A 22,351-nucleotide genomic window follows, 5' to 3' on the forward strand; every position below is an offset into this window, starting at 1 on the left:
ACCCGCGCCGCAGCGGCTGCGCAGGTAGCCGGGCGACCGGGAGTCCGCCTACCCCCGCGCCGCGATGGGGGCGGTGCGGGCGTCGACCGCCGCGATCAGGTCGCCCGGCGCCAGCTCCACCTCCAGCCCCCGCCGCCCCGCGCTGCAGAACACGGTGTTCCAGGAGGTCGCAGAGGCGTCGACCACCACGGGCAGTCGCTTCTTCTGCCCGAGCGGCGAGATCCCGCCCGCGACGTACCCGGTGGCGCGCTCGGCGTCGGCGACCTCGGCCATGCGGGCCTTCTTCCCGCCGACGGCGGCGGCGAGGGCCTTGAGGTCGAGGGTGGCGTCGACCGGCACGACCCCGACGGTGAGGTTCCCGTCGACCTCGGCGACGAGGGTCTTGAACACCCGCCCGGCCGCGAGCCCGAGGGCGTCGACGGCCTCCTGCCCGTAGGCGGCGCCGCCCGCGTGTTCGTACGAGTGCAGTGTGTGGTCGATCTTCTTCCTGGTCAGCAGCGCCGTCGCCGGGGTGCCCCGCCCTGCCACTCGTCCCGCCCTCCTCACGGACCGGCCGGGAATCGGTGTCCGGCCGGAGGTGTTGAGACCGTACGTGACCTCAGCACTGATGGACGCCCCGGTCGCGGCCCGACCGGCTCGGCCGCGCCCGTCACGTCGCGGGCGCGTACGCTCGACCCCCGCAGGCTCACGGACGATCGTGGAGACGGTCGCGGGGGAGAGGAGCGCGGTGCCGGACGAGACGGCGGCCGAGACGGGGCAGGACCCGGGGCAGGACCCGGACCGGGTGGACGAGAGCGACTCGTTGGACCGGGCCCCGGAGGAGACCGAGGCCGAGCGCGCCTCCCGGTTCGAGCGGGACGCGATGCCGATGCTCGACCAGCTCTACGGCGCAGCCCTGCGGATGACCCGCAACCCGGCCGACGCCGAGGACCTGGTCCAGGAGACCTATCTCAAGGCGTACTCGGCGTTCCGGACCTTCCGCGAGGGCACGAACCTCAAGGCGTGGCTGTACCGGATCCTGACGAACACCTACATCAACGGGTACCGCAAGCGGCAGCGTCAGCCGATCCAGGCGCCCACGGACGAGATCACGGACTGGCAGCTCGCCCAGGCCGGTGAGCACTCGTCGACGGGGCTGCGCTCGGCCGAGGTCGAGGCGCTGGACAACCTTCCCGATTCGGACGTGAAGGAAGCCCTGCAGCGGCTTCCCGAGGACTTCCGGATGGCGGTATACCTGGCCGACGTCGAGGGGTTCGCCTACAAGGAGATCGCCGAGATCATGGGGACGCCGATCGGCACCGTGATGTCCCGCCTGCACCGCGGGCGCCGGCAGCTCCGCGACATGCTCACCGACACGGCTCGGGAGCGCGGCTTCATCCGGGGTGAGCAGGAGGTGACGAGCTCATGAGCTGCGGCAACCACCACGACACCGACTGCTCCGAGGTGCTCGCGGAGGTGTGGCTGTATCTCGACGGCGAGTGCGACCAGGAGCGCAAGCGCCAGCTCGTGCAGCACCTCGACGAGTGCGCGCCGTGCCTGCAGGAGTACGGGATCGACGAGAAGCTCAAGCAGCTCCTCGCCCGCAAGTGCAGCGGCGAGATCGCGCCGGACGGGCTGAAGGACCGGCTGCGCCGGCAGATCCGCACCGCGGTGCTGGAGCAGGCCGAGGTGAGCGTGGAGTCCGGGCCCGGCGGCACGACCGTCGAGGTCCGCACCACCCGGATCGAACGTCGCGCCTGATCGACCACACACGAACGGCCCCTCGGCTCCGAGCGGAGCGGAGGGGCCGTTCGCGTGCCAGGGGCAGGGCCTCAGGTGTTGGGCCGCTTGCCGTGGTTCGCGCCGCCCTTCTTGCGGTCGCGACGCTTGCGCGCGCGCTTCGACATGCTCGTCCCTCCTTCACAAGTACGCAGGACTGGACCCAGTGTCCCACGTGATTGGATGAGCCCGTGTCGACCCTGAGCGAACTGCTGGCCGAGCACACGAGCCTCCCCGGGGACGCCGTCGAACACCTGCAGCGGGTCGTCGCCGAGTGGCAGCTGCTCGCGGACATGTCGTTCGCCGACTTCCTGCTCTGGATCCCGCTGCCGCAGGACGCCGACGTCGAGATGGCGGGCGGCCCGGAGGAGTTCCTCTGCGTGGCCCAGGCCCGCCCCACCACGGCCCCCACGGCCCACCCGGAGGACGCCGTGGGCGCCCGGGTGAACCCGCTGGACAACCCGCAGCTGCGCCGGGCCGTCGTCGAGGGGCGGATCTGCCGCGAGGAGGAGCCGCGCTGGCACCTGGAGGTGCCGGTGCGCCGCGAGACGATCCCGGTGCGCCACCACGGGCGCGTCATCGCCGTGCTGTCCCGGGACACCAACCTCGCCATGCCGCGGGTGCCGAGCCCGCTGGAGATCGCCTACCTCGGCAGCGCGTCGGACCTCTGCCAGATGATCGCCGACGGCACCTTCCCGACGACGGCGGCCGCGGCCGGTGCCGACACGAGCCCGCGAGCGGGGGACGGGCTGATCCGGCTCGACGCGCACGGCCTCGTGGCCTACGCCAGCCCCAACGCCCTGTCCGCCTACCACCGCATGGGGCACGACACGGACCTCGTGGGCGTCCCGCTGGCGTCGCTGACCAAGAGCCTGACCCGGGACCCGTTCGACGCCAGTGAGGTGGCCGCGCGCATCCAGGCGGCCCTCGACGGCCGGACCTCGCTGCGGATGGAGATCCGCACCCGGGGCGCCACGATGCTGGTGCGGTCGCTGCCCCTGCGTCCGCGCGGGGATGCCGCCGGCGCGCTGGTGCTGGTCCGTGACATCACCGACCTGCGCCGCCGCGACCAGGCGCTGCTGAGCAAGGACGCGACGATCCGGGAGATCCACCACCGGGTCAAGAACAACCTGCAGACGGTCGCCGCGCTGCTTCGGCTGCAGGCCCGGCGCACCCAGATCCCGGAGGCCCGCCGGGCGCTCGCCGAGAGCGTGCGCCGGGTGACCTCCATCGCGCTGGTCCACGAGGCGCTGGCCTACTCGGTGGCCGAGATGGTGGACCTCGACGAGCTGGTGGACACCGTGCTGCCCGCGATCGGCGACGGCGCCACGGCCGAGGTGCGGGCCAAGGTGCGCCGGGAGGGCTCGCTGGGCACCCTGGGCTCGGCGCTGGCGACCCCACTGGTCCTGGTGCTGACCGAGCTGGTGCACAACGCGCTGGCGCACGCCTACGAGCCGGGCCAGGCGGGGGAGGTCGTGGTGAAGGCCAACCGCTCGGCGCACACCCTGGAGCTGATCATCGCCGACGACGGCCGGGGCATGCCGGACGGCTTCGACATCGACCGCGCGGACGGCCTGGGCCTGCAGATCGTGCGCACGCTGCTCGCCGAGCTCGACTCGAAACTGGCGCTGCGGCCCCGTGAGGGCGGCGGAACCGAGGCCCTTATCACGGTGCCGATGACGGCGCGATAGCCTTGCAGCGTGTTCGCCGATCCCGGTGCCGAGGTCGCGCCGGTGCCGTGCTCGACGGTCACGGGTTCGCGGGGCGTGCGGTGACACTCCTCCGAACCGACGAAGAGCGGGCCCGTCGCCGGTGGCGTCCGGCTTCGGGCCCGCTCTTCCGAGTCTTCTGAGGGAGCTTTCGGGTGAGGGTGGGGATGACCCTCAGGGCACTTCTTCGGTGACTGCGGTTCTTCGGTTCTCAGGCAGTGCGCGCACGGGTACGGGCGTTGCGGCGCTTGAGGGCGCGACGCTCGTCCTCGCTCATGCCGCCCCAGACACCCGCGTCCTGGCCACTCTCGAGGGCCCAGGCCAGGCACTCGGTGACCACCGGGCACCGGCGGCAGACGCTCTTCGCCTCGGCGATCTGCAGGAGGGCCGGTCCGCTCGTCCCCACGGGGAAGAAGAGCTCCGGGTCCTCGTCGCGGCAGATAGCGCGGTGACGCCAATCCATGATCGTCCTACTCCTCGTACTTCGCGATCGGGGTCGCGCCGATCGCACGTCTGTCTGTCACGGTGTTTCCGCGCTTGTGAATGATTTCACGAGCGCCGTCGCTCTTCAAGGGACAAGGTCCGGGCGGGTGAGGAGCCTCACCCACACTTCGCAACGAAGTCCGACACGTTCGGTTACTGCATCGATCCGTGCCGCACGCCGTCGCGAGGTGCGATCGACAGTGTCCCTGCCCAACGGGAGCCGGGTTACCCCGATTCCCGCGGACCATGCCGGGTGACCCCGACGTAGTCCCTCGCTTTCGCAGGACCTACCTTGGATCACGGTCCGCGCAGGTGCGAGCCCCTAGCTGCTCGGTGGTCGCCGAGCATCGGTGAATGGCCACCACGTGTCACTCGACCGGGTCACGACACCGCCCGAACTGCGACGAGGGGCGCCTCTCACACGACGACGCGTAACGCTCCGGGCACGGAAACGAACTCGACGTCCGTCCTCGAGCCCAGGTGGTCACCGTCCAGCTGGAGGGCCAGCGGCTCCGCGCTGCGGATCCGTACGGAGGGAACGGCATCCTGGCGCACGATGTTCCGCCCGTGCGGATCTCCGTCCGGGGACAGGATGTGGCGCAACGTGCGTCCGATCGTGGGCAGACCCAGATGGCGCAGTGCGAAGAGGGCGAGCCCCGTGCCGAACGTGGCGCCCGGATTGGTGCGGACCGCGCGGCCGGCGAGGAAGGTCCACGGATCGGTGTTGCTCACGAACGCCAGCCGGATCTCCTCCAGCGGGCCGGCCCCCGGCACCTCCACGGTCATCGACGGCGGGCGGCGCCGCTGGCGCAGGTACTCCGCGATGGCCGTGTTGGCGTAGCGGATCGGGGTGGCCTCCCGCCCGGCCGCGCGGGCGCGCTCCACCGCGGCGACCACGTCCGCGTCCCAGCCCATCCCGGCGTTGAACGTGAACCACCGGTCGTCCGCCCGGCCGAGCCCCACCAGTCGGCTGCTGCGCCGCTCCAGGGCCGCCAGGATCGCCCCGGTGGCCTCCACGGGGTCGCGGGGCATGCCGAGGGCCCGGGCGAAGACGTTGGCCGAGCCACCGGGCACCACGGCCAGCGCGGGGGCGTCGGGATCGCTGCCGTCGGGTGCTCGCGGGCCGGTGGCCTCGCGGTCGACCAGCATGCCGTTGACGACCTCGTTAACCGTGCCGTCGCCGCCGAGCGCCACGATCAGCTCGACGCCCGCGGCGCAGGCCGCCGCCGTCGCCTCGGCCGCGTGCCCGCGGTAGGCCGTCTCCAGGACGTCCAGCTTGAGCTCGCTCGCCAGGGCGTGGGTCAGGACGTCCCGCCCCGCCGGGGTCGTCGACGTCGCCCGGGGGTTGACGACGAGGAGCGCGCGCACGTTCCCGAGCGTAACCGGGCCCGTATCCTCGTCGTCGTGACCTCCGAGCCGAGTCAGCAGCCGGGCGGGAAGGCGCGCCGCACCGCACCGGACGCCCCGCCCGTCCAGGTGCGCGCGGCGGCCGCCGTCGTCGGGCTGGAGGGGCTCGTCGGGCTCGGCGCGGCCGTCGTCTTCGGGGTCGCCTCCGAGGGCGGCCTGGGCGACCGGATCGGCGAGGCCTCGTACTTCGTGCTGCTCGGCGGCGCCCTCGTGCTGTGCGCCGTCCTGCTCTGGCGCGGGAAGCACGGGGCCCGCACGCCGTCGATCGTGACCCAGCTGCTGCTGGTCCCGTTCGTCTACTCGCAGCTGGCCGAGGGCCGTCTCGCGATCGGGGTCGTGGCCCTGCTGCTGGTCGTGGGCACCTTCCTGCTACTGGTCAGCGAGCCCGCGCGGCGCTGGTCGATGGGGGCCGACGAGCGCTCACGCGCCGAGTGAGGCCAGCGGCTCGCCGGTGAGCCGGAAGGTCGTCCACTCGTCCATCGACACCGCCCCGATGGACCGGTAGAAGCCGATCGAGGGCTCGTTCCAGTCGAGCACGGACCACTCCAGCCGCGCGTAGCCCCGCTCCACGCAGGTCGCGGCCAGGGCGGCGAGCAGTTCCCGGCCCAGCCCGGAGCCGCGGTGCGCGGGCTGCACGTAGAGGTCCTCGAGGTAGATCCCGTGCACGCCCTCCCACGTGGAGAAGCTCAGGAACCACAGCGCGCAGCCGACGACCGCGCCGTCGACCTCGGCCACGTGCCCGAACAGCGCCGGCGCCTCGCCGAACAGCGCGGTCCGCAGCTGCTCCGGGGTCAGCAGGCACTGGTCGAGGGCCTTCTCGTACTCGGCGAGCTCGCGCACCAGCCCGACCACCGCGTCGACGTCGCCCGGTTCGACCCGCCGCACCCGATTCGTCCACCGCTCCGTCACGTCTGCACGATATCCGCTGCTCAGCGGCCGAATCTTCACCGGCGAACGGAGCAACCTCTCCTGCTCCCGCTCGTCATACGTGTGGGGGTAGGAACACCGAGGAGTGACGAGTGGGTAGACACAGCGTGAAGCGGACGGCGGCCGGGAGGCTCCGCGGCGCGGCGGTGACGGCGGCCGTCCTCGGCCTCGGCTCACTCGTGGCCGCCCCCGCCCAGGCCGCCCCGGCTCAGAGCGCACCCCGCGGCGACACCGGCACCGCGGCCACGGTCGCCGGCACCCCCTGCACCGCCACCGCGCACGCCTGCGTCGACCTCGCGACCCACCGCGCCTGGCTGCTCGACGGCGGCGAGGTCGCCCGCGGGCCCGTGCGGATGATGCCGGGCGACGCCACCGACCCCACCCCGGTCGGCACCTTCCACGTGCAGTGGAAGGACCAGAACCACGTCAGCGACATGCCCAACCACGCGCCGATGCCGTTCTCGGTGTTCTTCGCCGACGGCGGGGTGGCCTTCCACGAGGGCAGCCTGCAGAACTCGTCGTACGGCTGCGTGCACCTCGCCCACGACGACGCCGTCGCCTTCTTCAACGCCCTGCAGGTCGGCGACGAGGTGCAGGTGCACTGACCCGCCGGGCGGGGAGGGCCGGGCTACGGGATCCGGAGGTTGACGGCGTCGAGGCGCGGGACCCCGCGCTCGTCGCCGAGGATCGTCCAGGCGGCGGCGTCCATCGCGATGTGCACGCCGCCCTCGGGCGGCAGGCCGATCCAGCGGGCGGTGAGCACCCTGCTGAAGTGCCCGTGGCCGACGAGCACGACGTCACCCCGGGGGAGGAGCTCCCGGACGTCGGTGAGGAGGGCGTCGGCGCGCGCGCCGACCTGCGCGGCCGTCTCGCCGTGGGGGCAGGGGTGGGTCCAAACCGTCCAGCCGGGCACGTCCTCGCGGATCTGCGGGGTCGTGCGGCCCTCGCAGTCGCCGTAGTCCCACTCGGAGAGCCGCTCGTCGACCGCGTCGGGCTGCAGGCCTGCGAGCTTCGCGGTCTCCTGGGCGCGGCTGCGCGGGCTGGTGATCACCCGCACCGGCGGCGGGTCGCCGCGGCGCAGCGCCTCCAGCGTCGGGCCGGCCTGCGTGGCCAGCTCGCGGCCGCGGTCGGTCAGCGGGATGTCGGTCCGGCCCGTGTGCCGGCCCGTCGCGGACCACTCGGTCTCGCCGTGCCGGAGGAGGAAGACGCGTCCCACGCGCCGGAGGCTAGTCCGGTCGGCGGCCGACGTGCAGGACTTCCGTCCCGACCTCGTCGCGGATGCTGTCCGGGACCGCCACCGCGGGGTATGATCCGAACACTGACCGTGAGCGAGGGGTGCGCGATGGCCGGAGGGGCGCTCGACCGTGCGACGGTCCGCGTTCTCCAGGCCGGATGCCGCTGGATGTGGGGTTTCGCGCCCCGGATGATCCCGCACATCGTCGCCCGGATGGGCGCGGGCGGGGCCGTCCGCTGGTTCGCCGCGAACATGCCGCGCTACCTCGTCTCGATGCGGGTCCTCGGCCACCAGCGCACGCACCTGGCCGGCATGGTCATCTCGCTCTACAACGGCTGCCTCTACTGCGCCTACGCGCACGGCTACGCCCTCGAGCTGCTCTACCTGCGCGATCGCGACCGGCTCTTCCCGCTCGACGCGCGGACCCTGGAGGGGTGGATCGGGTTGCCGCCGCGGCTGCTCGCCGACCGGGTGCAGGACGTGCTGCGCGCGGCCGGGATGCAGGCCGAGGCGATGTGGGTGGACACCACGATCGGCCTGCTGCACGGCGACCAGCAGCCCGTCGACGGCGAGGAGATGCGCCTCGCGCACCTGGTCCGCATGTTCGGGACCATGAACCGGATCGCCGTCGAGGCCGGCTGCACCGAGCCGGACGAGGCGCAGAACCCGGTCAACAAGGACCGCGCGGTCAAGGAGCGCAATGCCGCCCTGCGCAACGCCCACGTCTGAGCGACTCGCCGCAGTCCCGCATCGCCGGAGCCTCGATCGTCGGTCGTGGGCCAGCAGCATCGTCCTGCGACCATGATCGCGGACGGCGGATCGTGGACGGGTAGGGCCGTTCTCCGACCGTCCCGCTCCCCGATCGGTGATCACGCTGCCCGGCCGGCGCGCCGCAGGACGGAAGCCGCGCATCCCGGCGCAGCCTGAGCGCAGCCCGCCGCCGGACAGGGCAGGCCGGGCTCACCCGTTCCGCGGCGGCGGCTACGCTTCCGCCCGTGGTGGCGGCTCCCCGGTCCCGGCGATGACGACGGAGAGTCGCGCGCTGCCCGGCTCCCTCGCGCCCTACCTGGAGCGGGCCCGCCGCAGTGCCGGGGAGTTCGAGCTCGACGTCGACGACTTCGTCCCCCGCTTCTACCGCACGCTCTTCGGCTACGCGCCGGGCCTGCGCGGGCTGTTCCCGCTGTCGATGACCACGCAGTACGCCCGGTTCGGCCGCGCGCTGGTGCACCTGATCGACGGGCTGGACGACCCGGCGTCGCTGGTGCCGTTCCTGGCCCAGCTGGGCCGGGACCACCGGAAGTTCGACGTCCGGGACGAGCACTACACCGTCGTCGGGCAGGCCTTCCTCGCCGCCCTCGCCGAGACCGCGGGCGAGGCCTGGACGCCCGAGGTCGCCGAGGCCTGGGAGTACACCTTCGCGTTCCTCGCCGGGACGATGCAGAAGGCGGCGCGGGCGGAGGCCGGTCCCGCCTGGTGGTCCGGCGTGGTCGTCGAGCACCAGCGGGTCGACCGGGACACGGCGATCCTGCGGGTGCAGGTCGAGGGCCAGGACGGGCCCGTGCCGTACCGCGCCGGGCAGTACGTCGGCGTGGAGACCCCGCAGCACCCGCGGCTGTGGCGCTACCTCTCCCCGGCGAACGCGCCGGACCCCGCGGGTGTGCTGGAGTTCCACGTCAAGGCGCTGGGCTACGGCAGCGTGAGCCGCGGGATCGTGGCCTCCGCCCGGCCTGGGGACCGCTGGCGGATCGGCCCGGCGATGGGTGCGCTGGACCGCGCCGTCCGCCCGGGCCGGGAACTGCTGATGATCGCCGGCGGCACCGGCATCACCCCGATCCGCGCCCTGCTCGAGCAGCTGGAGCGGGAGGGCGGGCGCCCCGAGCGGGTCGTCGTCTTCTACGGGGCACGGTCGTGGGACGCCCTGTACGCGCTCGACGAGTTGCGCCGGATGACCTACCGCAACGTCTGGCTGGACGTCGTCCCCGTCGTCGAGGAGCAGCCGCCCTACCCCGGCCCGCTGGTGGGCCGGCTCGCCGAGGTCGTCACCGGGTTCGGGTCGTGGGGCGACTGCGAGATCGTGGTCAGCGGGTCGCCGGCCATGCTGACCGCGACCGTGCGGGCGCTGCGGGTCGCCGGCGCGGCGCCCGAGCAGATCCACTACGACCCGTTCGTCGCCGACTGAATCCCCTTGCCAGCGAGTCGTCGTCGTCGAGGGCTTGACGTATTCCCATATGGGAATACGATGGTGGCGTGGCACGGGCGGCGACCACCACCGACGCGTTCAACGCGGTGGCCGAACCGCGGCGCAGGCAGATCCTCGACGTGCTCGCCCGGGGCGAGCGGTCGGTGACCGACCTCGTCGCGGCACTGGACCTCGCCCAGCCGCAGGTCTCGAAGCACCTGAAGGTGCTGCACGAGGTGGGGCTGGTGGCCGTCCGGGAGGACGGGCGGCGCCGGCTCTACCGGCTGGAGGGCCGCGGGCTCAAGGCGATCCACGACTGGGTGGCCGGCTTCGCGCGGCACTGGGAGGACCGGTTCGGCGCACTGGACGCCGTACTGGCGGAGATCACGGGGGAGACCGATGGGAACGACCACGAGGGGTAGCGCCGTCGTCACGCTGCCCGCCGACGACCAGATCCTGATCGTGCGCGAGTTCGCGGCGCCCGCCGCCGCCGTCTACCGCGCCTGGACCGAGCCCGAGCTGGTGAAGCGCTGGTGGGCGGGCACGATGGGCACGGTGACGTCGGCCGAGATCGACCTGCGGGTCGGCGGCGGCTGGCGCTGGGTCATGGAGGCGAACGGCGGGTTCGAGGTCGCCTTCCACGGCGAATACCGCGAGCTGGTGCCCGGCGGGCGGATCGTGACCACCGAGGTGTTCGAGGGAATGCCCGACGCCTACGCCGTGAACACCCTGGACTTCACCGAGTCCGACGGCCGCACCACGCTCACCGTGCTGGTGCAGCACCAGAACCAGGAGCACCGGGACGCCCACATCGAGTCGGGCATGGAGGGCGGCATGCAGACCTCGCTCGACGCCCTGGAGGACGTCGCGGTCTCGCTCTAACGCCGGGCCAGCAGGGCCGTCAGCTTCTCGAGGACCGGGCCGTAGGAGCCGGGCAGCACGCGGGCCAGGACGTCGGGCACCTTGGCGCTGGAGGCGATGAGTACCCGGGTCCTCCGCTTCTCGACGCCGTCGAGGATCTCCGCGGCGGCCTTCTCCGGCGGATAGCTCAGCAGCTTCGCGAACGCGGCCTGGTGCTGGGCGATCTCCGCCGGGTCGACGCCGGACCCGATCCGGGCACTCGACGCCACGTTCGTGCGGATCCCGCCGGGGTGGACCTGGGTCACGCCCGTGCCGGTCTCGACCAGCTCGTGCCGCAGCACCTCGGAGAACCCGCGGATGGCGAACTTGCTCGACGAGTACGCCGACTGCCCGGCCGGCCCGATCAGCCCGTAGAGGCTGGACACGTTGACCAGGTGCCCGCCCGGGGTCGCGGTCAGGGCGGGCAGCAGGTGGTGGGTGAGGATCACGGGCGCGCGGAAGTTGATGTCCATGACCCACTCGAACTCGTCGAGCGTCAGCTGGCGGAAACGGCCGCCGAGGGCCACGCCGGCGTTGTTGATGAGCAGGCCGAGGCGCGGGTGGTCCGCGGCGATCCGCTCGGCGAGGGCGGTCGTCGCGGTCCGGTCGGCGAGGTCGACGACGTGCGTCTCGACGGTCCGGGCCGGGTGCGCGCCGCGGATCTTGCCGGCCACGGCCTCGAGCCCGGCGGCGTCCCGGTCGACGAGGACCAGGTCGCTGCCGCGGTCGCCGAGGCCGTACGCGAGCTGCTCGCCGATGCCGCTCGCGGCCCCGGTGAGGACGGCGGTGTTGCCGGCGAAGCGGTAGGGCTGCAGTGTCGTCCGTGTCGCGGGCATCAGGAGGCCTCCTGCAGGCTGCGGGCGGTCGCGGGGGTGAAGCGCATGTCGCGGGTGAGGTCGGCGCGGGACATCTTGAGCGCGTCGGCCACGTAGTTCTGCTGCACGCGCCACGGCTCGCTCGTGCCCTGGCTCGGGAAGGCGTCGATCGAGCGCTGCACGTAGCCGGAGGTCAGGTCGAGCAGCGGGCGGCGCTCGGCCGAGGCGGGCGCGGTCGGGGCGGCCGCGGCGTAGCCGCGCTTCTCCATGTGGTTCAGCAGCCGGCAGACGTACCGCGACGACAGGTCGGCCCGCAGGGTCCAGGAGGCGTTCGTGTAGCCGATGCAGTAGGCCAGGTTCGGCACTCCGGAGAGCATCAGGCCGCGGTAGGAGAACGTGTCGCCGAGCGTCACGGGCTCGCCGTCGACGCCGATCTCGAGGCCGCCGAGGGGGAGCATGCGCAGCCCGGTCGCGGAGACCACGACGTCGGCCTCCAGCTCCTGCCCGGACTTCAGCAGGATCCCCTTCTCGGTGAACCGCTCGATGTGGTCGGTCACCACGGACGCGGAGCCGTCCCGGATCGACTCATAGAAGTCGCCGCCCGGCACCACGCACAGGCGCTGGTCCCACGGCTCGTAGCGCGGCGTGAAGTGCTCGTCGACGGCCTGCTCGTCGAGGAACCGCAGGGCGATCCCGCGCAGGACCTTCTTCACGACCTGGGGCCGGCGCCGGGCCAGCTGGTAGAAGCCCTGGGTGACGGCGATGTTCTTGGCCCGGACCAGCTTGTGGGCGAGCCCGGCGGGCAGCCGGCGACGCAGGGTGTCGGCGAGCTTGTCCGTCAGCGGCAGCGCGGTCAGGTAGGACGGCGAGCGCTGCAGCATCGTGACGTGCGCGGCCTTCTCCGCCATGGCCGGGATGAGGGTGACGGCCGTAGCGCCGCTGCCGATCACGACCACCCGCTTGCCCGTGTGGTCGAGGTTCTCGGGCCAGGCCTGCGGGTGCACGAAGGTGCCCGCGTAGTCGGCGAGGCCGGGGAAGTCCGGCTGGTGGCCGCGCTCGTAGGAGTAGTAGCCGGCGCAGAGGTAGAGGAACCGGCAGGACCACGTGCCACGGGACGTCGTGACCGTCCACCGCGCGTCGTCCGACGACCAGGAGGCGCTCTGCACCGTGGTCCCGTAGTGGATGTGCCGGTCGATGCCCGCTTCGCGCGCGGTGTCGCGGATGTAGGTGCGGATGCTCTCGCCGTCGGCCATCGACTTCTCGCCGCGCCACGGCCGGAACGGGTAGCTCAGGGTGAACATGTCCGAGTCGGACCGCACGCCCGGGTAGCGGAACAGGTCCCAGGTGCCGCCCATGGCCTCGCGCTGCTCGAGGATCGCGTAACGGTCCCGCGGTCGCTCCTGCTGCAGCCGGTAGGCGGCGCCGATGCCGGAGAGGCCGGCGCCGACGATCAGCACGTCGGTCTCGTTCATGTCAGCTCCCCTTCGATGCTGGCGACCGGTCCCAGTGTCGTCGCCCGGCCCGGACCCGCGCTTATCCCTGCGCGACAATGATTTATCCTCACGCGACATGGGGCCCGTGGTGCGCGCCGCGTCGTTGCGCGGCCTCCCCGCGCTGGTCGACGCGCTGGGTGGCGACTCCGCCGCGCTGCTCGCCCGGTTCGGGGTGACCCGCGAGGCCGTGTCGAGCGACGACGCCGTGATCGGCGTGCGCAGCGCCGGGCTGCTCCTGGAGACGGCGGCGGCCGAGCTCGGGCGGCCGGACCTCGGCCTGCTGCTCGCCGAGCGGCAGGACGCGGGGGTGCTCGGCCCGCTCGCCGTCGCGATCGAGAACGCCCGGACCCTCGGCGAGGCCCTGGCCAGCGCGTCGCGCTTCCTGTTCGTGCACAGCCCGGCGCTGTCGATCGCGCAGGTCGCCGACCCCGAGGAGGTGCGCGGGGTGCTGGCGGTGCGCTACGGGGCGGCGGTCGACGGGGCCGCCGAGCCCCTGCCGCTCCCGCCGCAGGCCGCGGACCTCGGGCTGGGGCTGCTGCACCGGATCATCCTGCTCCTGCACGGCGGGCCGTACGGGCTGAGATCGGCGCACCTGGCCCATCCGCCACTCGTTCCGGTGACGCGTTACACCGACTTCTTCGGCTCCGACGTCCGGTTCGAGCGGCCCGCCGCCGTGCTCCGGCTGCCCGCGGCGCTCACCGCGGCCCCGGTGGCCGGGGGCGATCGCCTGCTGCGCACCCTCGCACTGGACTACCTGGAGAGCCACTTCGCCGAGCCCGGGCAGACCGTGGCCGGACGGGTGCGGGGCGCGTTGGCCCGCTCGCTGGGGTCCGCCCCGCCGCAGGTCGCCGACGTGGCCCGGCTCCTGCGGCTGCACCCGCGCACCCTGCAGCGGCACCTCGCGGCCGAGGGCACCACCTTCGAAGCGGTGCTCGACGAGGTGCGCCGCGACGCCGCCCACCGCCTGATCACCACGACCGACCTGCCGTTCGCGCAGGTCACGGCGATGCTCGGGCTCGCGGCGCAGTCCGGGCTCACGCGCGCGGTGCGGCGGTGGTTCGGCACCACGCCCACCCGGCTCCGCGCAGGTCGGCGTGGGTCGTGAGTGGCAACTGCCCCTCTAGGGGCAGTCGGCACTCACGGATCAGTGGGACGCGAAGAAGGTGTTGGCGCGGGCGTTCCAGAGCAGCAGCAGGATCACGATCCCGACGAGGATGCTGACCAGTGCCTGGGTGACGGTCGAGCCGCTGCCGACGGCGCTGATCGCCGCGATGCCGCCCGCGATCTGCAGGACCACGAGGATCGAGACCAGCAGCCGGGCCCCGTTGCCGCCGCGGCCGAGCCGGGACGCGACCGCGCCGGTGATCAGGCCGAGGATCACGTAGGCCACGCCGATCCCGACGAGCACGCCCGGCGTGAGCCCCGCGGCGCCGGCGGTCACGCTCCCCGCCACGATCAGCAGCAGTCCGCCCAGCACGGCGAGGACCGCGGAGACCCAGGTGAGCACGACCACCAGGGTGACGCTGCCGGGCCGATCGCTCATGTCGCCGTCCTCGTTGTCGTCGCCGTCGAGCGTCCGTCGGGAGATCCACGCTAGACCCGGCGCGCCGCGGGCCGCACCGGGCCGAACGGCCCGTCGGCGGATCGTGTCTAACCTCGGGGACGTGCACCCCCTGCTGCGCGCGGCCGGGTCCCTGGCCGACCGCGCCCTCGGCCTGACCTCCCCGCCCGTCCCGTACGACCGCACCCGGGTCCACGTGCCGATGCCCGACGGCACCGTGCTCGTCGGCACCCGGTACCGGCCCTCCCGCACCGACGGCCCGCTCCCGGTGGTCCTGATCCGGGTCCCGTACGACCCGCGCTCGGCCGGCATCGTGTTCGCGGCCCCGCTGGCCCGCCGCGGCTTCCAGGTCGTGCTGCAGAGCACGCGCGGCACCTTCGGGTCCGGCGGCCACTTCCGGCCCTTCACCAGTGAGCGCGAGGACGGCCTCGCGACCGTCGCGTGGCTGCGCCAGCAGCCCTGGTGCGACGGCCGGATCGCGACGACCGGCGGCAGCTACCTCGGCTACACGCAGTGGGCCGTCGCGCCCTACGCCGACCCGCCGCTCACCGCGATGTCCCCGCACATCACGGCCGCCCGCATGACCGACACCTTCTACGCGCAGGGCGCTCCGGCGCTGCTCAACGCGCTCGCGTGGACCGCCATGATCGGGACCCAGGAGCGCGGCGGGATCCCGCTGCTGCCGCACCCGATCCGGGCGGCGAAGCTCGGCAAGGCCCTGCGCCGGGTCCCGCTGCAGGCCGCGGACGTCGAGGTCGCCGGGGCTCCCGTGCCCTACTGGCGGGACTTCGTGGAGCACGCCGAGCCCGGCGACGGCTACTGGGACGCCACCTACGGCGAGTCGCCGGCCTTCGACCGCGAGGGCCCGGGCTCCCTCGCGAACATGCCCCCGGTCAGCATGGTCACCGGCTGGTGGGACCTGTTCGTCGCGGAGCAGATGCGGGACTACCGGGCGCTGCGCGCGGCCGGGGTGCCGGCGCGGATCGTCGTCGGGCCCTGGCTGCACGGGGCCCTCGAGGAGGTCCGGACCAGCCTGCGGACGGACGTCGCGTGGCTGGACCACCACCTGCGCGGCGGCCCCGAGCCCGAGGGCGCGCCGGTGCGGCTGTTCCTCCAGCAGGCCGACCAGTGGCTGGAGTTCGAGGAGTGGCCGCCGCCCGCGACCGCCCGGGAGGTCCACCTGCAGGCCGCGGGCCGGCTGGGGGAGGAGCCGGGGACGGGCGTGAGCACCTACGTCTACGACCCGGCGGACCCCACGCCGAGCATCGGCGGGCCGCTGCTGCAGCCGCCGGGCGAGCAGATCGACCAGTCCCCGGTCGAGGCCCGGGCGGACGTGCTGGTGTTCACCGGGGACCCGCTGCCCGCCGATCTCGACGTGGTCGGGCCGGTCACGGCGGTCGTGCACGTCCGGCCCGAGCTGGACCACGCGGACGTCTTCGTCCGGGTCTGCGACGTCGACGAGCGCGGCGTCTCCCGCAACGTCGTCGACGGCATCCGGCGGCTGGACCCGCGGACCGTGCCCGCCCCGGACGTCACGGCGGGGGAGGACGGCGTGCTCGCCGTCGGGATCGAGCTGTTCCCCACGGCGTACCGGTTCCGGGCCGGGCACCGGCTGCGGGTGCAGGTCGCCGGTGGCGCCTTCCCGCGGTTCGCCCGCAACGTCGGCACCGGCGAGCCGTTCGGCGTCGCGACCCGCGGCAAGCCCGGCGCCGTCGAGGTGCTGCACGACGCCGCCCACCCGTCGCGGATCGTCCTGCCCGTCCTGTGAGTGGCAATAGTCGCTCTGGCGACTATTGCCACTCACGAGCCACATCCCTGCCGGACCGGCACGTTCTCGTGCCGGTCCGGCATGCTGGTGGAATGGACGACGAGCTGGAGGCGGTGCTCGCCGGGGTCGGCCCCCGGCTGCGCGCGCTGCGCACGCACCGGCAGATGACCCTGGCCGAGCTGTCCGGCGAGACCGGCATCTCCGAGAGCACCCTGTCCCGGCTGGAGAGCGGCGGGCGGCGGCCCAACCTGGAGCTGCTGCTCCCGCTCGCCCGGGCGTACGGCGTGCCGCTCGACGAGCTGGTCGGCGCGCCGCAGACCGGCGACCCGCGGGTGCACCTCAAGCCGGTGCACCGCTCAGGGCGCACCTTCGTGCCGCTGACCCGCCGGGCGGGCGGCCTGCAGGCGTTCAAGATGATCTGTCCGCCGAGCCGGGACGAGCAGCCGGACCCGCGGACGCACGAGGGCTACGAGTGGCTCTACGTGCTGGAGGGCCGGTTGCGGCTCGTGCTCGGCGACCGCGACCTGGTGCTGAAGCCGGGTGAGGCCGCCGAGTTCGACACGCACGTGCCGCACTGGTTCGGCAGCGCCGACGAGCGGCCCGTCGAGCTGTTGTCGCTCTTCGGGACGCAGGGCGAGCGCGCCCACGTCCGCGCCCGCGCGGGCCGTTGACTCCTCACAGCGGACTCCCTCACGCGGTGAGGAGTCGGTGACGGCCGGCTCTCCGATGCGTCATTCGGAGGCAACGGCTGGTCCGTAGAACACCGCACGTGACTTCTTCCCGAACCACCATCTACGAGTCCCTCGGCGGCGCGGACGCGGTCGCCGCCGCCGTCGACCGGTTCTACGAGCGCGTGCTGGGCGACCCCGCGCTCGTCGGCTACTTCACCGACATCGACATGAAGCGGCTCAAGGCCCACCAGCGCAGCTTCATCGCGGCCGCGATCGGCGGCCCCGAGCTCTACGCGGGGCGCCCGATGAAGGAGGCGCACGCCCGCTTCCGCATCCAGCCGGCGCACTTCGACCTGGTCGTCGGCCACCTCGTGGCCACGCTGACCGAGCTCGGCGTGCCGGCGGAGACCATCGGCACCATCGGCGAGACCCTCGCCCCGCTCAAGGCGGACATCGCCCCGCCGGAGAACGCGCTCGCCTCCTGACCCGGCCCGGCCGGGTTCAGCAGCGAGCCCGGCCCCGTCTCACCCCGGGACGTACCGGCACATCGCCACCGAGACGGCGACGAGGGCCAGCACGAACAGCAGCGCGCCGATCTCCCGCCACCCGCCGCCGAACGCCCGGCGGATCAGCGGTGGCCGTGGGGGATCGGGCTCCGGCACGGTGTCGCGGGGCGGCTCGCCGGGTTCGCGCGCCATGACGACCTCCGACCACTCGCAGGGCCCCGCCGTCGTCAGTCTCGTCCACCTCGTCCGGGTGCACCAGACCGTCGACCGCGGGTGCCGGCCGATCGGTGGCGTCCCGGGAACGGGGAGCGGCACCGACCGGCCGGCGAGGAGCGGATCAGGTCAGACGGAGTAGCGGCAGAGGGTCTCCCCGCCGTCGACCTTGATCAGGTCGCCGTGGATGTAGCTGGACTCGTCGCTGGCCAGGAACACCGCGAGGTTCGCGATGTCCTCGACCTCGCCCCACCGCTTGAGCGGGATGGACTCGGTGAAGACCTGGTCGAAGTCCTTGTCGTCGAACAGCTCGCGGGTCAGCGAGGTCTTCGCGTAGGTGGGGCAGATGCCGTTGACCCGGATCTTGTCCTGGCCGTACTCGATCGCCAGGCACCGGGTCAGGTTGGCCTGGGCCCCCTTGGAGATGTTGTAGACCGACTGGTTGGGGTGGCCCTGCAGGCCGGCGGTGGAGACGAGGTTGATGATCACGCCGCCGTCGCCCTGCGCGAGGAACTGCTTGATCGCCTCCTGCGCACCGAAGAAGGTGCCCTTGGCGTTGACGTCGAAGCAGACGTCGAGGTCCTCCTCGCTGAACTCGTGCAGGCGCTTCCCGTTCCGGTAGACGCCGGCGTTGTTGACCATGACGTCGAGCCGGCCGAACGTCTCGACGGTCCGGGCGACGAGGTTCGCGACCTGGTCCGACTTCGTGACGTCGGCACCCACGTAGACGGCCCGGCCGCCGGCCTTCTCGACGGCCTCGACCGTGGTGAGGTTCCCGTCGGTCTCGAACCCGCCGGTGTTGGGCTTCTCGTGGACGTCCGAGACCACGACCTTCGCGCCCTCCCGGGCACAGGCGACGGCGATGCCGCGGCCGAACCCGGACGCGGAGCCGGTGACGATGACGACCTTGTCCTGCAGACGAGCCATGTCGTGCCTTCCTCTCCGAACGGATCAGGGCGCCGTGTAGCCGCCGTCGATGGTGACCATCGATCCCGTGGCCCAGCGGGAGTCGTCGCAGGACAGGAAGACCGCGGCCTTGGCGACGTCCTCGGCGGTGCCCAGCTCGGGCCAGGGCGACTTCGAGTGGAGGACCTCGTTCAGCTCCGGGTCGTCCAGGAACGGGCGGACCATCGCGGTGGCCAGGAAGCCGGGACAGATCGCGTTCACGTTGATCCGCTCCGGCGCGAAGTCCACGGCGAGCTGGCGGGTCAGGTTGACCACCGCGCCCTTGGCGGCGCAGTAGGCCGGCTCGGCCGCGAGCCCGACGAGACCGCCGATCGAGGCGATGTTCACGACGCGGCCGCGGGAGCCGTCGACCGGCTCCTGGGTGAGCATCTGGCGGATGGCGAACTTGCAGCCCAGCCACACGCTCTTGCCGTTGACCGCCATCGTGCGGTCGTACTCGTCCTCGGTCTCGTCGACGATGGTGTGCAGGCCGGTGAAGATGCCGGCGTTGTTCACCATGACGTCGAGCCGGCCGAAGCTGCTGACCGCGGCGTTCACCAGGTTCTCGACGGCGGCGTAGGCCGCCGCGTCGGCCTCGACGTACTCGGCCTTGCCGCCGCGGGCGCGGATGACGTCGTCGGTCGGGGTGTGGATGTCGCCCTCGTAGCCGCCCTCGCGGGCCTCGCGACGGATGTCGGAACAGACGACCGACGCGCCCTCCGCCGCCAGCGCGAGCGCGATCGCCCGCCCGTTGCCGGAGCTGGAGCCGGTGACGACGGCGACCTTGTCCTGCAGTTTGCCCATGTCCGGGAGGTCCTTCCGTGGCGTGGTCGGATGATCGATCAGGGCGCGAGGTGCTGCACGAACCAGGCCAGGGCGGGGTTGCTGGAGGCCTCGAAGCCCTCGACGTAGGCGTCGAAGTGGCCGCCCGGCAGGATCTCGAGGCGCTTGGGCTCGCGGGCCTTCTCGTACGCGGCGATCGCCAGGTGGGTGGGGGTGAGGACGTCGTTCTGCGCCGGGAGCAGCAGCAGCGGCGTGGGGCTGATCTGCCAGATGTAGTCGACCGGGTTGTACTCGGTGAACATCTCCACGCTGCGCAGCGTGACCTCGTTCGACCAGTTCGGGGCCCGGGTCTTGCCGGTCTCGGTGAACCACTGCCAGGAGTCGGGGGTCGGCAGCGCGGACGGCGCCAGCGGGTCCTCGGCCACGACCGGCACCATGGCCGGCGGGTCGCCGCGGAAGCGGGCGAGCCGGTCCTGGTCGAACTGCTGGCGGAACCCGTCGAGGAAGTCGGCGCGGACCAGGGCGCGCACGTTGTCGTAGCCGCTGACCAGCGGGACCTGGCTGACCACGGCCTTGACCCGGCGGTCGATCGCGGCGACCACGAGGACGTTCCCGCCGGAGTAGCTCGACCCCCAGATGCCGATGCGGGCGGCGTCGGTCTCGGGCAGCGTCGTCGCGTAGGTGATGGCGTGCCGGTAGTCGCGGACCTGCGCCCACGGGTCGATCTCCTGGCGCGGGGTGCCGTCGCTGTCGCCGAAGTTGCGGTTGTCGTAGACCAGCGCGTTGAGGCCGTTCGCGGAGAACAGCTCGGCGTACCGGTCGAGGTACATCTCCTTCACGGCCGAGAAGCCGTGCGAGAGGACGATCGTCGGGGCGGGGCCGGCGGCCCCCTCCGCGGGGTAGAACCAGCCGCGCAGCGTCACGCCCTCGGCGTCGAACTCCACGTCACGTCGAGCCATCGGGACTCCTCCGGGTCGGGTGGAACCGGCCCCGGAGGCGCTCGCGTGGGGCGCCGGCTCAGCCCTGGGCCGCTGTGATCCCAGTCTCCCGACGGCCCGCGCCGGCGCGATGAACTGCTGCGACAGGTCGTTGCACGGGCGCGCCACCGGCACGGTCGAGGTGCGCCGCGGTGCGGTAGTCGCTCGGCGAGGCCCCGTACCGGGCCTTGAACGACCGGCTGAAGTGGCTGGTGTCCGAGAAGCCCCAACGGTGCGCGATGGCGGAGATCGGGCGGTCGGACTCCGTGAGCTCCTCGCGGGCCCGGGCCAGCCGGCGCACGCGGATGACCTCGCCCACGGTCTGCCCGGTGGCGTTGAAGATCCGGTTGACCGTCCGCACGGACACCCCGTGCGCGGCGGCGAGGTCCTGCGCGGTCACCGCGTCGAGCAGGTGCCGCTCGATGTAGCGGTCCATCTGCGCGCGCAGCGCCGGCTGGGCCATCGAGGTCGCCGGGACGTCGTTGCCGGAGCGCAGCGCCCCGATGAACAGCTCCAGGGTGGCGTTGCGGGCGGCGCTGATCGCGCCCTGGTCGAGCTCGGGCAACGACGTACGCAACGTGTCCAGGTACGACGTGAGCAGCCGGGTGGCCGGCTTGCCGCCGTCGAGCCGCACCCCGCCCGACATCGGCGCCCGGCCGGACACCTCCTCCAGCGCCGCGCGCGGGATCAGCAGGCTGCGCTTGGCCAGCGGCTCCCACACGGCGAACCGAGCCGGCCGGGTGCTGTCCCAGGCGACCGCGTCACCGGGCTGCAGGCAGGCCTCGGCGTCGTTCTGGGCGACCGTCTCCTGCCCGGCCAGGGTGATCAGGACGACGACGAACTCCCCGTCGGTCCGGGCCAGCTCGCGGCGGGTCCGGGTGCCGGAGCACGGGCCGCACTCGCAGTCGACCAGCGCGAGGTCGTCGATCCACCAGCGCCGCGCCGACGCGGTGAACCCGGGCGGATCCGCGTCCACCGGGACCGAGACCGCCCACGGCAGGTGCGTGGCCGAGAGCATGTCGCGCCACTCGTCCGTGACCGCGTCGGCCTCACCGCTCGTGGTCCAGAACTCCTCGTCGCGTTCCATCCGCGTCCCCTCGGCCGACGGCGCCGTCGAACCCCGGCGACCCACGGTAGGCGCTCCGGCAAGGCCACGTCCTCCACCGGGTCCCGACCCGTCGACCCTGCCCACCCCGCACGTCCCGCGCGTAGAACCGCTGCGCCAGGGCCTGGAACGCCCGCGACAGCTCGGCGAGGTCCGGCTCAGCCGGCGGCGGCCGGGCGCTTGCAGGCGATGAGGGACGCCTGCGGGATCTTCGTGGCGGCGCTCGCGGGAGCGGGCGCCCGGACGAGCGTCGCGACGACGTCGAACCCGGCCTCGTCGAGGAGGACGGCGACCGCGTCGGGCCGGAGCCGGTGGAAGTCCAGCGAGACCCGGTGCCCGAAGGCCTCGTCGAAGTGCAGGACGTCGTCCCCGACCTGGAAGGCCACCAGCAGGTGGCCTCCGTCCTCCAGCACCCGGTGGAACTCGGCGAACACCGCGGGCAGGTGTGCCGGGGGCACATGGATGATCGAGTACCAGGCGACGAGGCCCGCCAGACTCGCGTCGGACGCGTCGAGCGCGCCCATGTCGCCCACGTCGAACGTGACGTCCGGATACGCGCGGCGGGCGAGGTCGACCATCGCGGCGGAGAGATCGATCCCGCGGATCGCCAGCCCCAGCTCGCGCAGGTGTGCGGTCACGTGGCCGGGCCCGCTGCCGACCTCGATCAGCCGGCCGTCCGGGTGCCGATCGGTCACGAGCCCGGCGAAGCCGGCGAGCACGGCGCGGTCGAGCGGGCTGTCGGCGAGCTCGGAGCGGAACGTCTCCTCGTAGGACCGTGCGATCGCGTCGTAGCCGCTGCGGGTGTCGCTGAGGTACGCCGACTCGATCACGGGCGCAGCCTACGGAGCCGGGCCCGGGGCCGTGGGGACTCGCCCGACACGAGAAGCGACGCTGACCGCGAGGAATCCTCGCCGGCC

At 73.1% G+C, this 22,351-nt stretch carries 28 protein-coding genes; 13 read left to right on the plus strand and 15 right to left on the minus strand.

Annotation, left to right across the window (positions count from 1 at the left end; translation table 11 throughout):
- Nucleotides 1-48 precede the first annotated feature (48 nt).
- Nucleotides 49-528, minus strand: coding sequence for a Cys-tRNA(Pro) deacylase (ybaK, locus tag PKE99_RS31190; RefSeq protein WP_037051761.1), 480 nt, complete (start codon nt 526-528; stop codon nt 49-51).
- A 256-nt stretch (nt 529-784) separates the two neighbouring features.
- Between ybaK and PKE99_RS31195 the strand changes: the two genes are divergently transcribed.
- On the plus strand, nt 785-1,408 hold the full coding sequence (locus tag PKE99_RS31195) for a sigma-70 family RNA polymerase sigma factor (RefSeq protein WP_037051817.1): 624 nt from the start codon (nt 785-787) through the stop codon (nt 1,406-1,408).
- Nucleotides 1,405-1,740 carry a mycothiol system anti-sigma-R factor gene (gene rsrA, locus PKE99_RS31200; protein ID WP_037051758.1) on the plus strand — a complete coding sequence of 112 codons (336 nt, stop codon included), beginning with the start codon at nt 1,405-1,407 and terminating at the stop codon, nt 1,738-1,740. The genes PKE99_RS31195 and rsrA overlap by 4 nt, the downstream gene beginning before the upstream one ends.
- A 71-nt stretch (nt 1,741-1,811) precedes the next feature.
- Here the strand turns inward: rsrA and PKE99_RS39655 are convergent, their stop codons facing one another.
- Nucleotides 1,812-1,886: a 50S ribosomal protein bL37 gene (locus tag PKE99_RS39655; RefSeq protein ID WP_370467464.1), complete on the minus strand. Its 75-nt coding sequence runs from the start codon at nt 1,884-1,886 to the stop codon at nt 1,812-1,814.
- 63 nt (nt 1,887-1,949) lie between these two features.
- Here PKE99_RS39655 and PKE99_RS31205 point away from each other — a divergent pair, with 63 nt between their 5' ends.
- Complete coding sequence (locus tag PKE99_RS31205) at nt 1,950-3,449, plus strand: sensor histidine kinase (protein ID WP_037051756.1); 1,500 nt, start codon at nt 1,950-1,952, stop codon at nt 3,447-3,449.
- A 229-nt stretch (nt 3,450-3,678) separates the two neighbouring features.
- Here PKE99_RS31205 and PKE99_RS31210 read toward each other — a convergent pair whose 3' ends face one another.
- Complete coding sequence (locus tag PKE99_RS31210; protein WP_037051753.1) at nt 3,679-3,930, minus strand: WhiB family transcriptional regulator; 252 nt, start codon at nt 3,928-3,930, stop codon at nt 3,679-3,681.
- Nucleotides 3,931-4,367: 437 nt separating this feature from the next.
- A complete protein-coding gene (locus PKE99_RS31215) occupies nt 4,368-5,318 on the minus strand; it encodes a diacylglycerol/lipid kinase family protein (protein WP_037051751.1) in 951 nt (316 codons plus the stop codon).
- Between the two features lie 36 nt (nt 5,319-5,354).
- Between PKE99_RS31215 and PKE99_RS31220 the strand changes: the two genes are divergently transcribed.
- Nucleotides 5,355-5,792: a hypothetical protein gene (locus PKE99_RS31220; RefSeq protein WP_037051749.1), complete on the plus strand. Its 438-nt coding sequence runs from the start codon at nt 5,355-5,357 to the stop codon at nt 5,790-5,792.
- Here the strand turns inward: PKE99_RS31220 and PKE99_RS31225 are convergent.
- Nucleotides 5,778-6,266 carry a GNAT family N-acetyltransferase gene (locus tag PKE99_RS31225; protein ID WP_037051747.1) on the minus strand — a complete coding sequence of 163 codons (489 nt, stop codon included), beginning with the start codon at nt 6,264-6,266 and terminating at the stop codon, nt 5,778-5,780. The genes PKE99_RS31220 and PKE99_RS31225 overlap by 15 nt on opposite strands.
- Nucleotides 6,267-6,376: 110 nt before the next feature.
- Between PKE99_RS31225 and PKE99_RS31230 the strand changes: the two genes are divergently transcribed.
- Entirely contained in the window at nt 6,377-6,889 is a 513-nt protein-coding gene (locus PKE99_RS31230; RefSeq protein ID WP_081924621.1) for a L,D-transpeptidase, read from the plus strand.
- 23 nt (nt 6,890-6,912) lie between these two features.
- On the opposite strand, the gene PKE99_RS31235 is transcribed toward PKE99_RS31230, so the two are convergent.
- On the minus strand, nt 6,913-7,500 hold the full coding sequence (locus PKE99_RS31235; protein WP_037051745.1) for an acid phosphatase: 588 nt from the start codon (nt 7,498-7,500) through the stop codon (nt 6,913-6,915).
- Between the two features lie 126 nt (nt 7,501-7,626).
- Between PKE99_RS31235 and PKE99_RS31240 the strand changes: the two genes are divergently transcribed.
- From PKE99_RS31240 to PKE99_RS31255, 4 genes are all read left to right on the plus strand, one after another.
- The gene (locus tag PKE99_RS31240; protein ID WP_271214949.1) at nt 7,627-8,247 is read left to right on the plus strand and encodes a carboxymuconolactone decarboxylase family protein; all 621 of its coding nucleotides are present in this window, start codon (nt 7,627-7,629) and stop codon (nt 8,245-8,247) included.
- A gap of 292 nt (nt 8,248-8,539) precedes the next feature.
- Nucleotides 8,540-9,697 (plus strand): globin domain-containing protein, encoded by a 1,158-nt coding sequence (locus PKE99_RS31245; protein WP_037051741.1) that lies wholly within the window; start codon nt 8,540-8,542, stop codon nt 9,695-9,697.
- A gap of 68 nt (nt 9,698-9,765) precedes the next feature.
- Nucleotides 9,766-10,119 carry an ArsR/SmtB family transcription factor gene (locus PKE99_RS31250; RefSeq protein WP_037051739.1) on the plus strand — a complete coding sequence of 118 codons (354 nt, stop codon included), beginning with the start codon at nt 9,766-9,768 and terminating at the stop codon, nt 10,117-10,119.
- Nucleotides 10,097-10,579, plus strand: coding sequence for an SRPBCC family protein (locus PKE99_RS31255; RefSeq protein ID WP_037051737.1), 483 nt, complete (start codon nt 10,097-10,099; stop codon nt 10,577-10,579). Before PKE99_RS31250 ends, PKE99_RS31255 begins: the two co-directional genes overlap by 23 nt.
- On the opposite strand, the gene PKE99_RS31260 is transcribed toward PKE99_RS31255, so the two are convergent.
- Together PKE99_RS31260 and PKE99_RS31265 are read right to left on the minus strand one after the other, a co-directional pair.
- Nucleotides 10,576-11,433, minus strand: coding sequence for an SDR family NAD(P)-dependent oxidoreductase (locus PKE99_RS31260; protein ID WP_051738098.1), 858 nt, complete (start codon nt 11,431-11,433; stop codon nt 10,576-10,578). The two genes, PKE99_RS31255 and PKE99_RS31260, sit on opposite strands and share 4 nt — an antisense overlap.
- Nucleotides 11,433-12,884, minus strand: a complete 1,452-nt coding sequence (locus PKE99_RS31265; RefSeq protein WP_037051734.1) for a flavin-containing monooxygenase — start codon at nt 12,882-12,884, stop codon at nt 11,433-11,435. Before PKE99_RS31265 ends, PKE99_RS31260 begins: the two co-directional genes overlap by 1 nt.
- A 97-nt stretch (nt 12,885-12,981) precedes the next feature.
- Here PKE99_RS31265 and PKE99_RS31270 point away from each other — a divergent pair, with 97 nt between their 5' ends.
- A complete protein-coding gene (locus tag PKE99_RS31270; protein WP_037051732.1) occupies nt 12,982-14,010 on the plus strand; it encodes an AraC family transcriptional regulator in 1,029 nt (342 codons plus the stop codon).
- A 39-nt stretch (nt 14,011-14,049) separates the two neighbouring features.
- Here the strand turns inward: PKE99_RS31270 and PKE99_RS31275 are convergent, their stop codons facing one another.
- Nucleotides 14,050-14,448 carry a hypothetical protein gene (locus PKE99_RS31275; protein WP_037051730.1) on the minus strand — a complete coding sequence of 133 codons (399 nt, stop codon included), beginning with the start codon at nt 14,446-14,448 and terminating at the stop codon, nt 14,050-14,052.
- 121 nt (nt 14,449-14,569) lie between these two features.
- Here PKE99_RS31275 and PKE99_RS31280 point away from each other — a divergent pair, with 121 nt between their 5' ends.
- From PKE99_RS31280 to PKE99_RS31290, 3 genes are all read left to right on the plus strand, one after another.
- Nucleotides 14,570-16,234 carry a CocE/NonD family hydrolase gene (locus PKE99_RS31280; RefSeq protein ID WP_231498389.1) on the plus strand — a complete coding sequence of 555 codons (1,665 nt, stop codon included), beginning with the start codon at nt 14,570-14,572 and terminating at the stop codon, nt 16,232-16,234.
- A gap of 92 nt (nt 16,235-16,326) precedes the next feature.
- Nucleotides 16,327-16,905 (plus strand): helix-turn-helix domain-containing protein, encoded by a 579-nt coding sequence (locus PKE99_RS31285; protein ID WP_037051727.1) that lies wholly within the window; start codon nt 16,327-16,329, stop codon nt 16,903-16,905.
- A gap of 98 nt (nt 16,906-17,003) precedes the next feature.
- Nucleotides 17,004-17,390 carry a group I truncated hemoglobin gene (locus PKE99_RS31290; RefSeq protein ID WP_037051725.1) on the plus strand — a complete coding sequence of 129 codons (387 nt, stop codon included), beginning with the start codon at nt 17,004-17,006 and terminating at the stop codon, nt 17,388-17,390.
- 39 nt (nt 17,391-17,429) lie between these two features.
- Here PKE99_RS31290 and PKE99_RS31295 read toward each other — a convergent pair whose 3' ends face one another.
- From PKE99_RS31295 to PKE99_RS31320, 6 genes are all read right to left on the minus strand, one after another.
- Nucleotides 17,430-17,603, minus strand: coding sequence for a hypothetical protein (locus tag PKE99_RS31295; protein ID WP_156068028.1), 174 nt, complete (start codon nt 17,601-17,603; stop codon nt 17,430-17,432).
- Nucleotides 17,604-17,753: 150 nt separating this feature from the next.
- A complete protein-coding gene (locus PKE99_RS31300; RefSeq protein WP_037051722.1) occupies nt 17,754-18,551 on the minus strand; it encodes an SDR family NAD(P)-dependent oxidoreductase in 798 nt (265 codons plus the stop codon).
- 24 nt (nt 18,552-18,575) lie between these two features.
- A complete protein-coding gene (locus PKE99_RS31305; protein ID WP_037051720.1) occupies nt 18,576-19,373 on the minus strand; it encodes an SDR family NAD(P)-dependent oxidoreductase in 798 nt (265 codons plus the stop codon).
- A gap of 38 nt (nt 19,374-19,411) precedes the next feature.
- Nucleotides 19,412-20,311 (minus strand): alpha/beta hydrolase, encoded by a 900-nt coding sequence (locus PKE99_RS31310; protein ID WP_037051717.1) that lies wholly within the window; start codon nt 20,309-20,311, stop codon nt 19,412-19,414.
- Between the two features lie 58 nt (nt 20,312-20,369).
- Entirely contained in the window at nt 20,370-21,416 is a 1,047-nt protein-coding gene (locus PKE99_RS31315) for a helix-turn-helix domain-containing protein (RefSeq protein ID WP_051738097.1), read from the minus strand.
- Nucleotides 21,417-21,592: 176 nt separating this feature from the next.
- A complete protein-coding gene (locus PKE99_RS31320; RefSeq protein WP_037051715.1) occupies nt 21,593-22,264 on the minus strand; it encodes a class I SAM-dependent DNA methyltransferase in 672 nt (223 codons plus the stop codon).
- Nucleotides 22,265-22,351 lie beyond the last annotated feature (87 nt).

Source organism: Pseudonocardia halophobica (assembly GCF_027922425.1).
GTDB lineage: Bacteria > Actinomycetota > Actinomycetes > Mycobacteriales > Pseudonocardiaceae > Pseudonocardia > Pseudonocardia halophobica.

Bases quoted from the DNA above. Each gene is read 5' to 3' on its own strand.
- rsrA (WP_037051758.1), top strand. From the start codon at position 1,405: ATGAGCTGCGGCAACCACCACGACACCGACTGCTCCGAGGTGCTCGCG.
- PKE99_RS31210 (WP_037051753.1), bottom strand. From the start codon at position 3,930: ATGGATTGGCGTCACCGCGCTATCTGCCGCGACGAGGACCCGGAGCTC.
- PKE99_RS31240 (WP_271214949.1), top strand. From the start codon at position 7,627: ATGGCCGGAGGGGCGCTCGACCGTGCGACGGTCCGCGTTCTCCAGGCC.
- PKE99_RS31245 (WP_037051741.1), top strand. From the start codon at position 8,540: ATGACGACGGAGAGTCGCGCGCTGCCCGGCTCCCTCGCGCCCTACCTG.
- PKE99_RS31255 (WP_037051737.1), top strand. From the start codon at position 10,097: ATGGGAACGACCACGAGGGGTAGCGCCGTCGTCACGCTGCCCGCCGAC.
- PKE99_RS31260 (WP_051738098.1), bottom strand. From the start codon at position 11,433: ATGCCCGCGACACGGACGACACTGCAGCCCTACCGCTTCGCCGGCAAC.
- PKE99_RS31265 (WP_037051734.1), bottom strand. From the start codon at position 12,884: ATGAACGAGACCGACGTGCTGATCGTCGGCGCCGGCCTCTCCGGCATC.
- PKE99_RS31270 (WP_037051732.1), top strand. From the start codon at position 12,982: ATGGGGCCCGTGGTGCGCGCCGCGTCGTTGCGCGGCCTCCCCGCGCTG.
- PKE99_RS31275 (WP_037051730.1), bottom strand. From the start codon at position 14,448: ATGAGCGATCGGCCCGGCAGCGTCACCCTGGTGGTCGTGCTCACCTGG.
- PKE99_RS31285 (WP_037051727.1), top strand. From the start codon at position 16,327: ATGGACGACGAGCTGGAGGCGGTGCTCGCCGGGGTCGGCCCCCGGCTG.
- PKE99_RS31295 (WP_156068028.1), bottom strand. From the start codon at position 17,603: ATGGCGCGCGAACCCGGCGAGCCGCCCCGCGACACCGTGCCGGAGCCC.
- PKE99_RS31300 (WP_037051722.1), bottom strand. From the start codon at position 18,551: ATGGCTCGTCTGCAGGACAAGGTCGTCATCGTCACCGGCTCCGCGTCC.
- PKE99_RS31305 (WP_037051720.1), bottom strand. From the start codon at position 19,373: ATGGGCAAACTGCAGGACAAGGTCGCCGTCGTCACCGGCTCCAGCTCC.
- PKE99_RS31310 (WP_037051717.1), bottom strand. From the start codon at position 20,311: ATGGCTCGACGTGACGTGGAGTTCGACGCCGAGGGCGTGACGCTGCGC.
- PKE99_RS31315 (WP_051738097.1), bottom strand. From the start codon at position 21,416: ATGGAACGCGACGAGGAGTTCTGGACCACGAGCGGTGAGGCCGACGCG.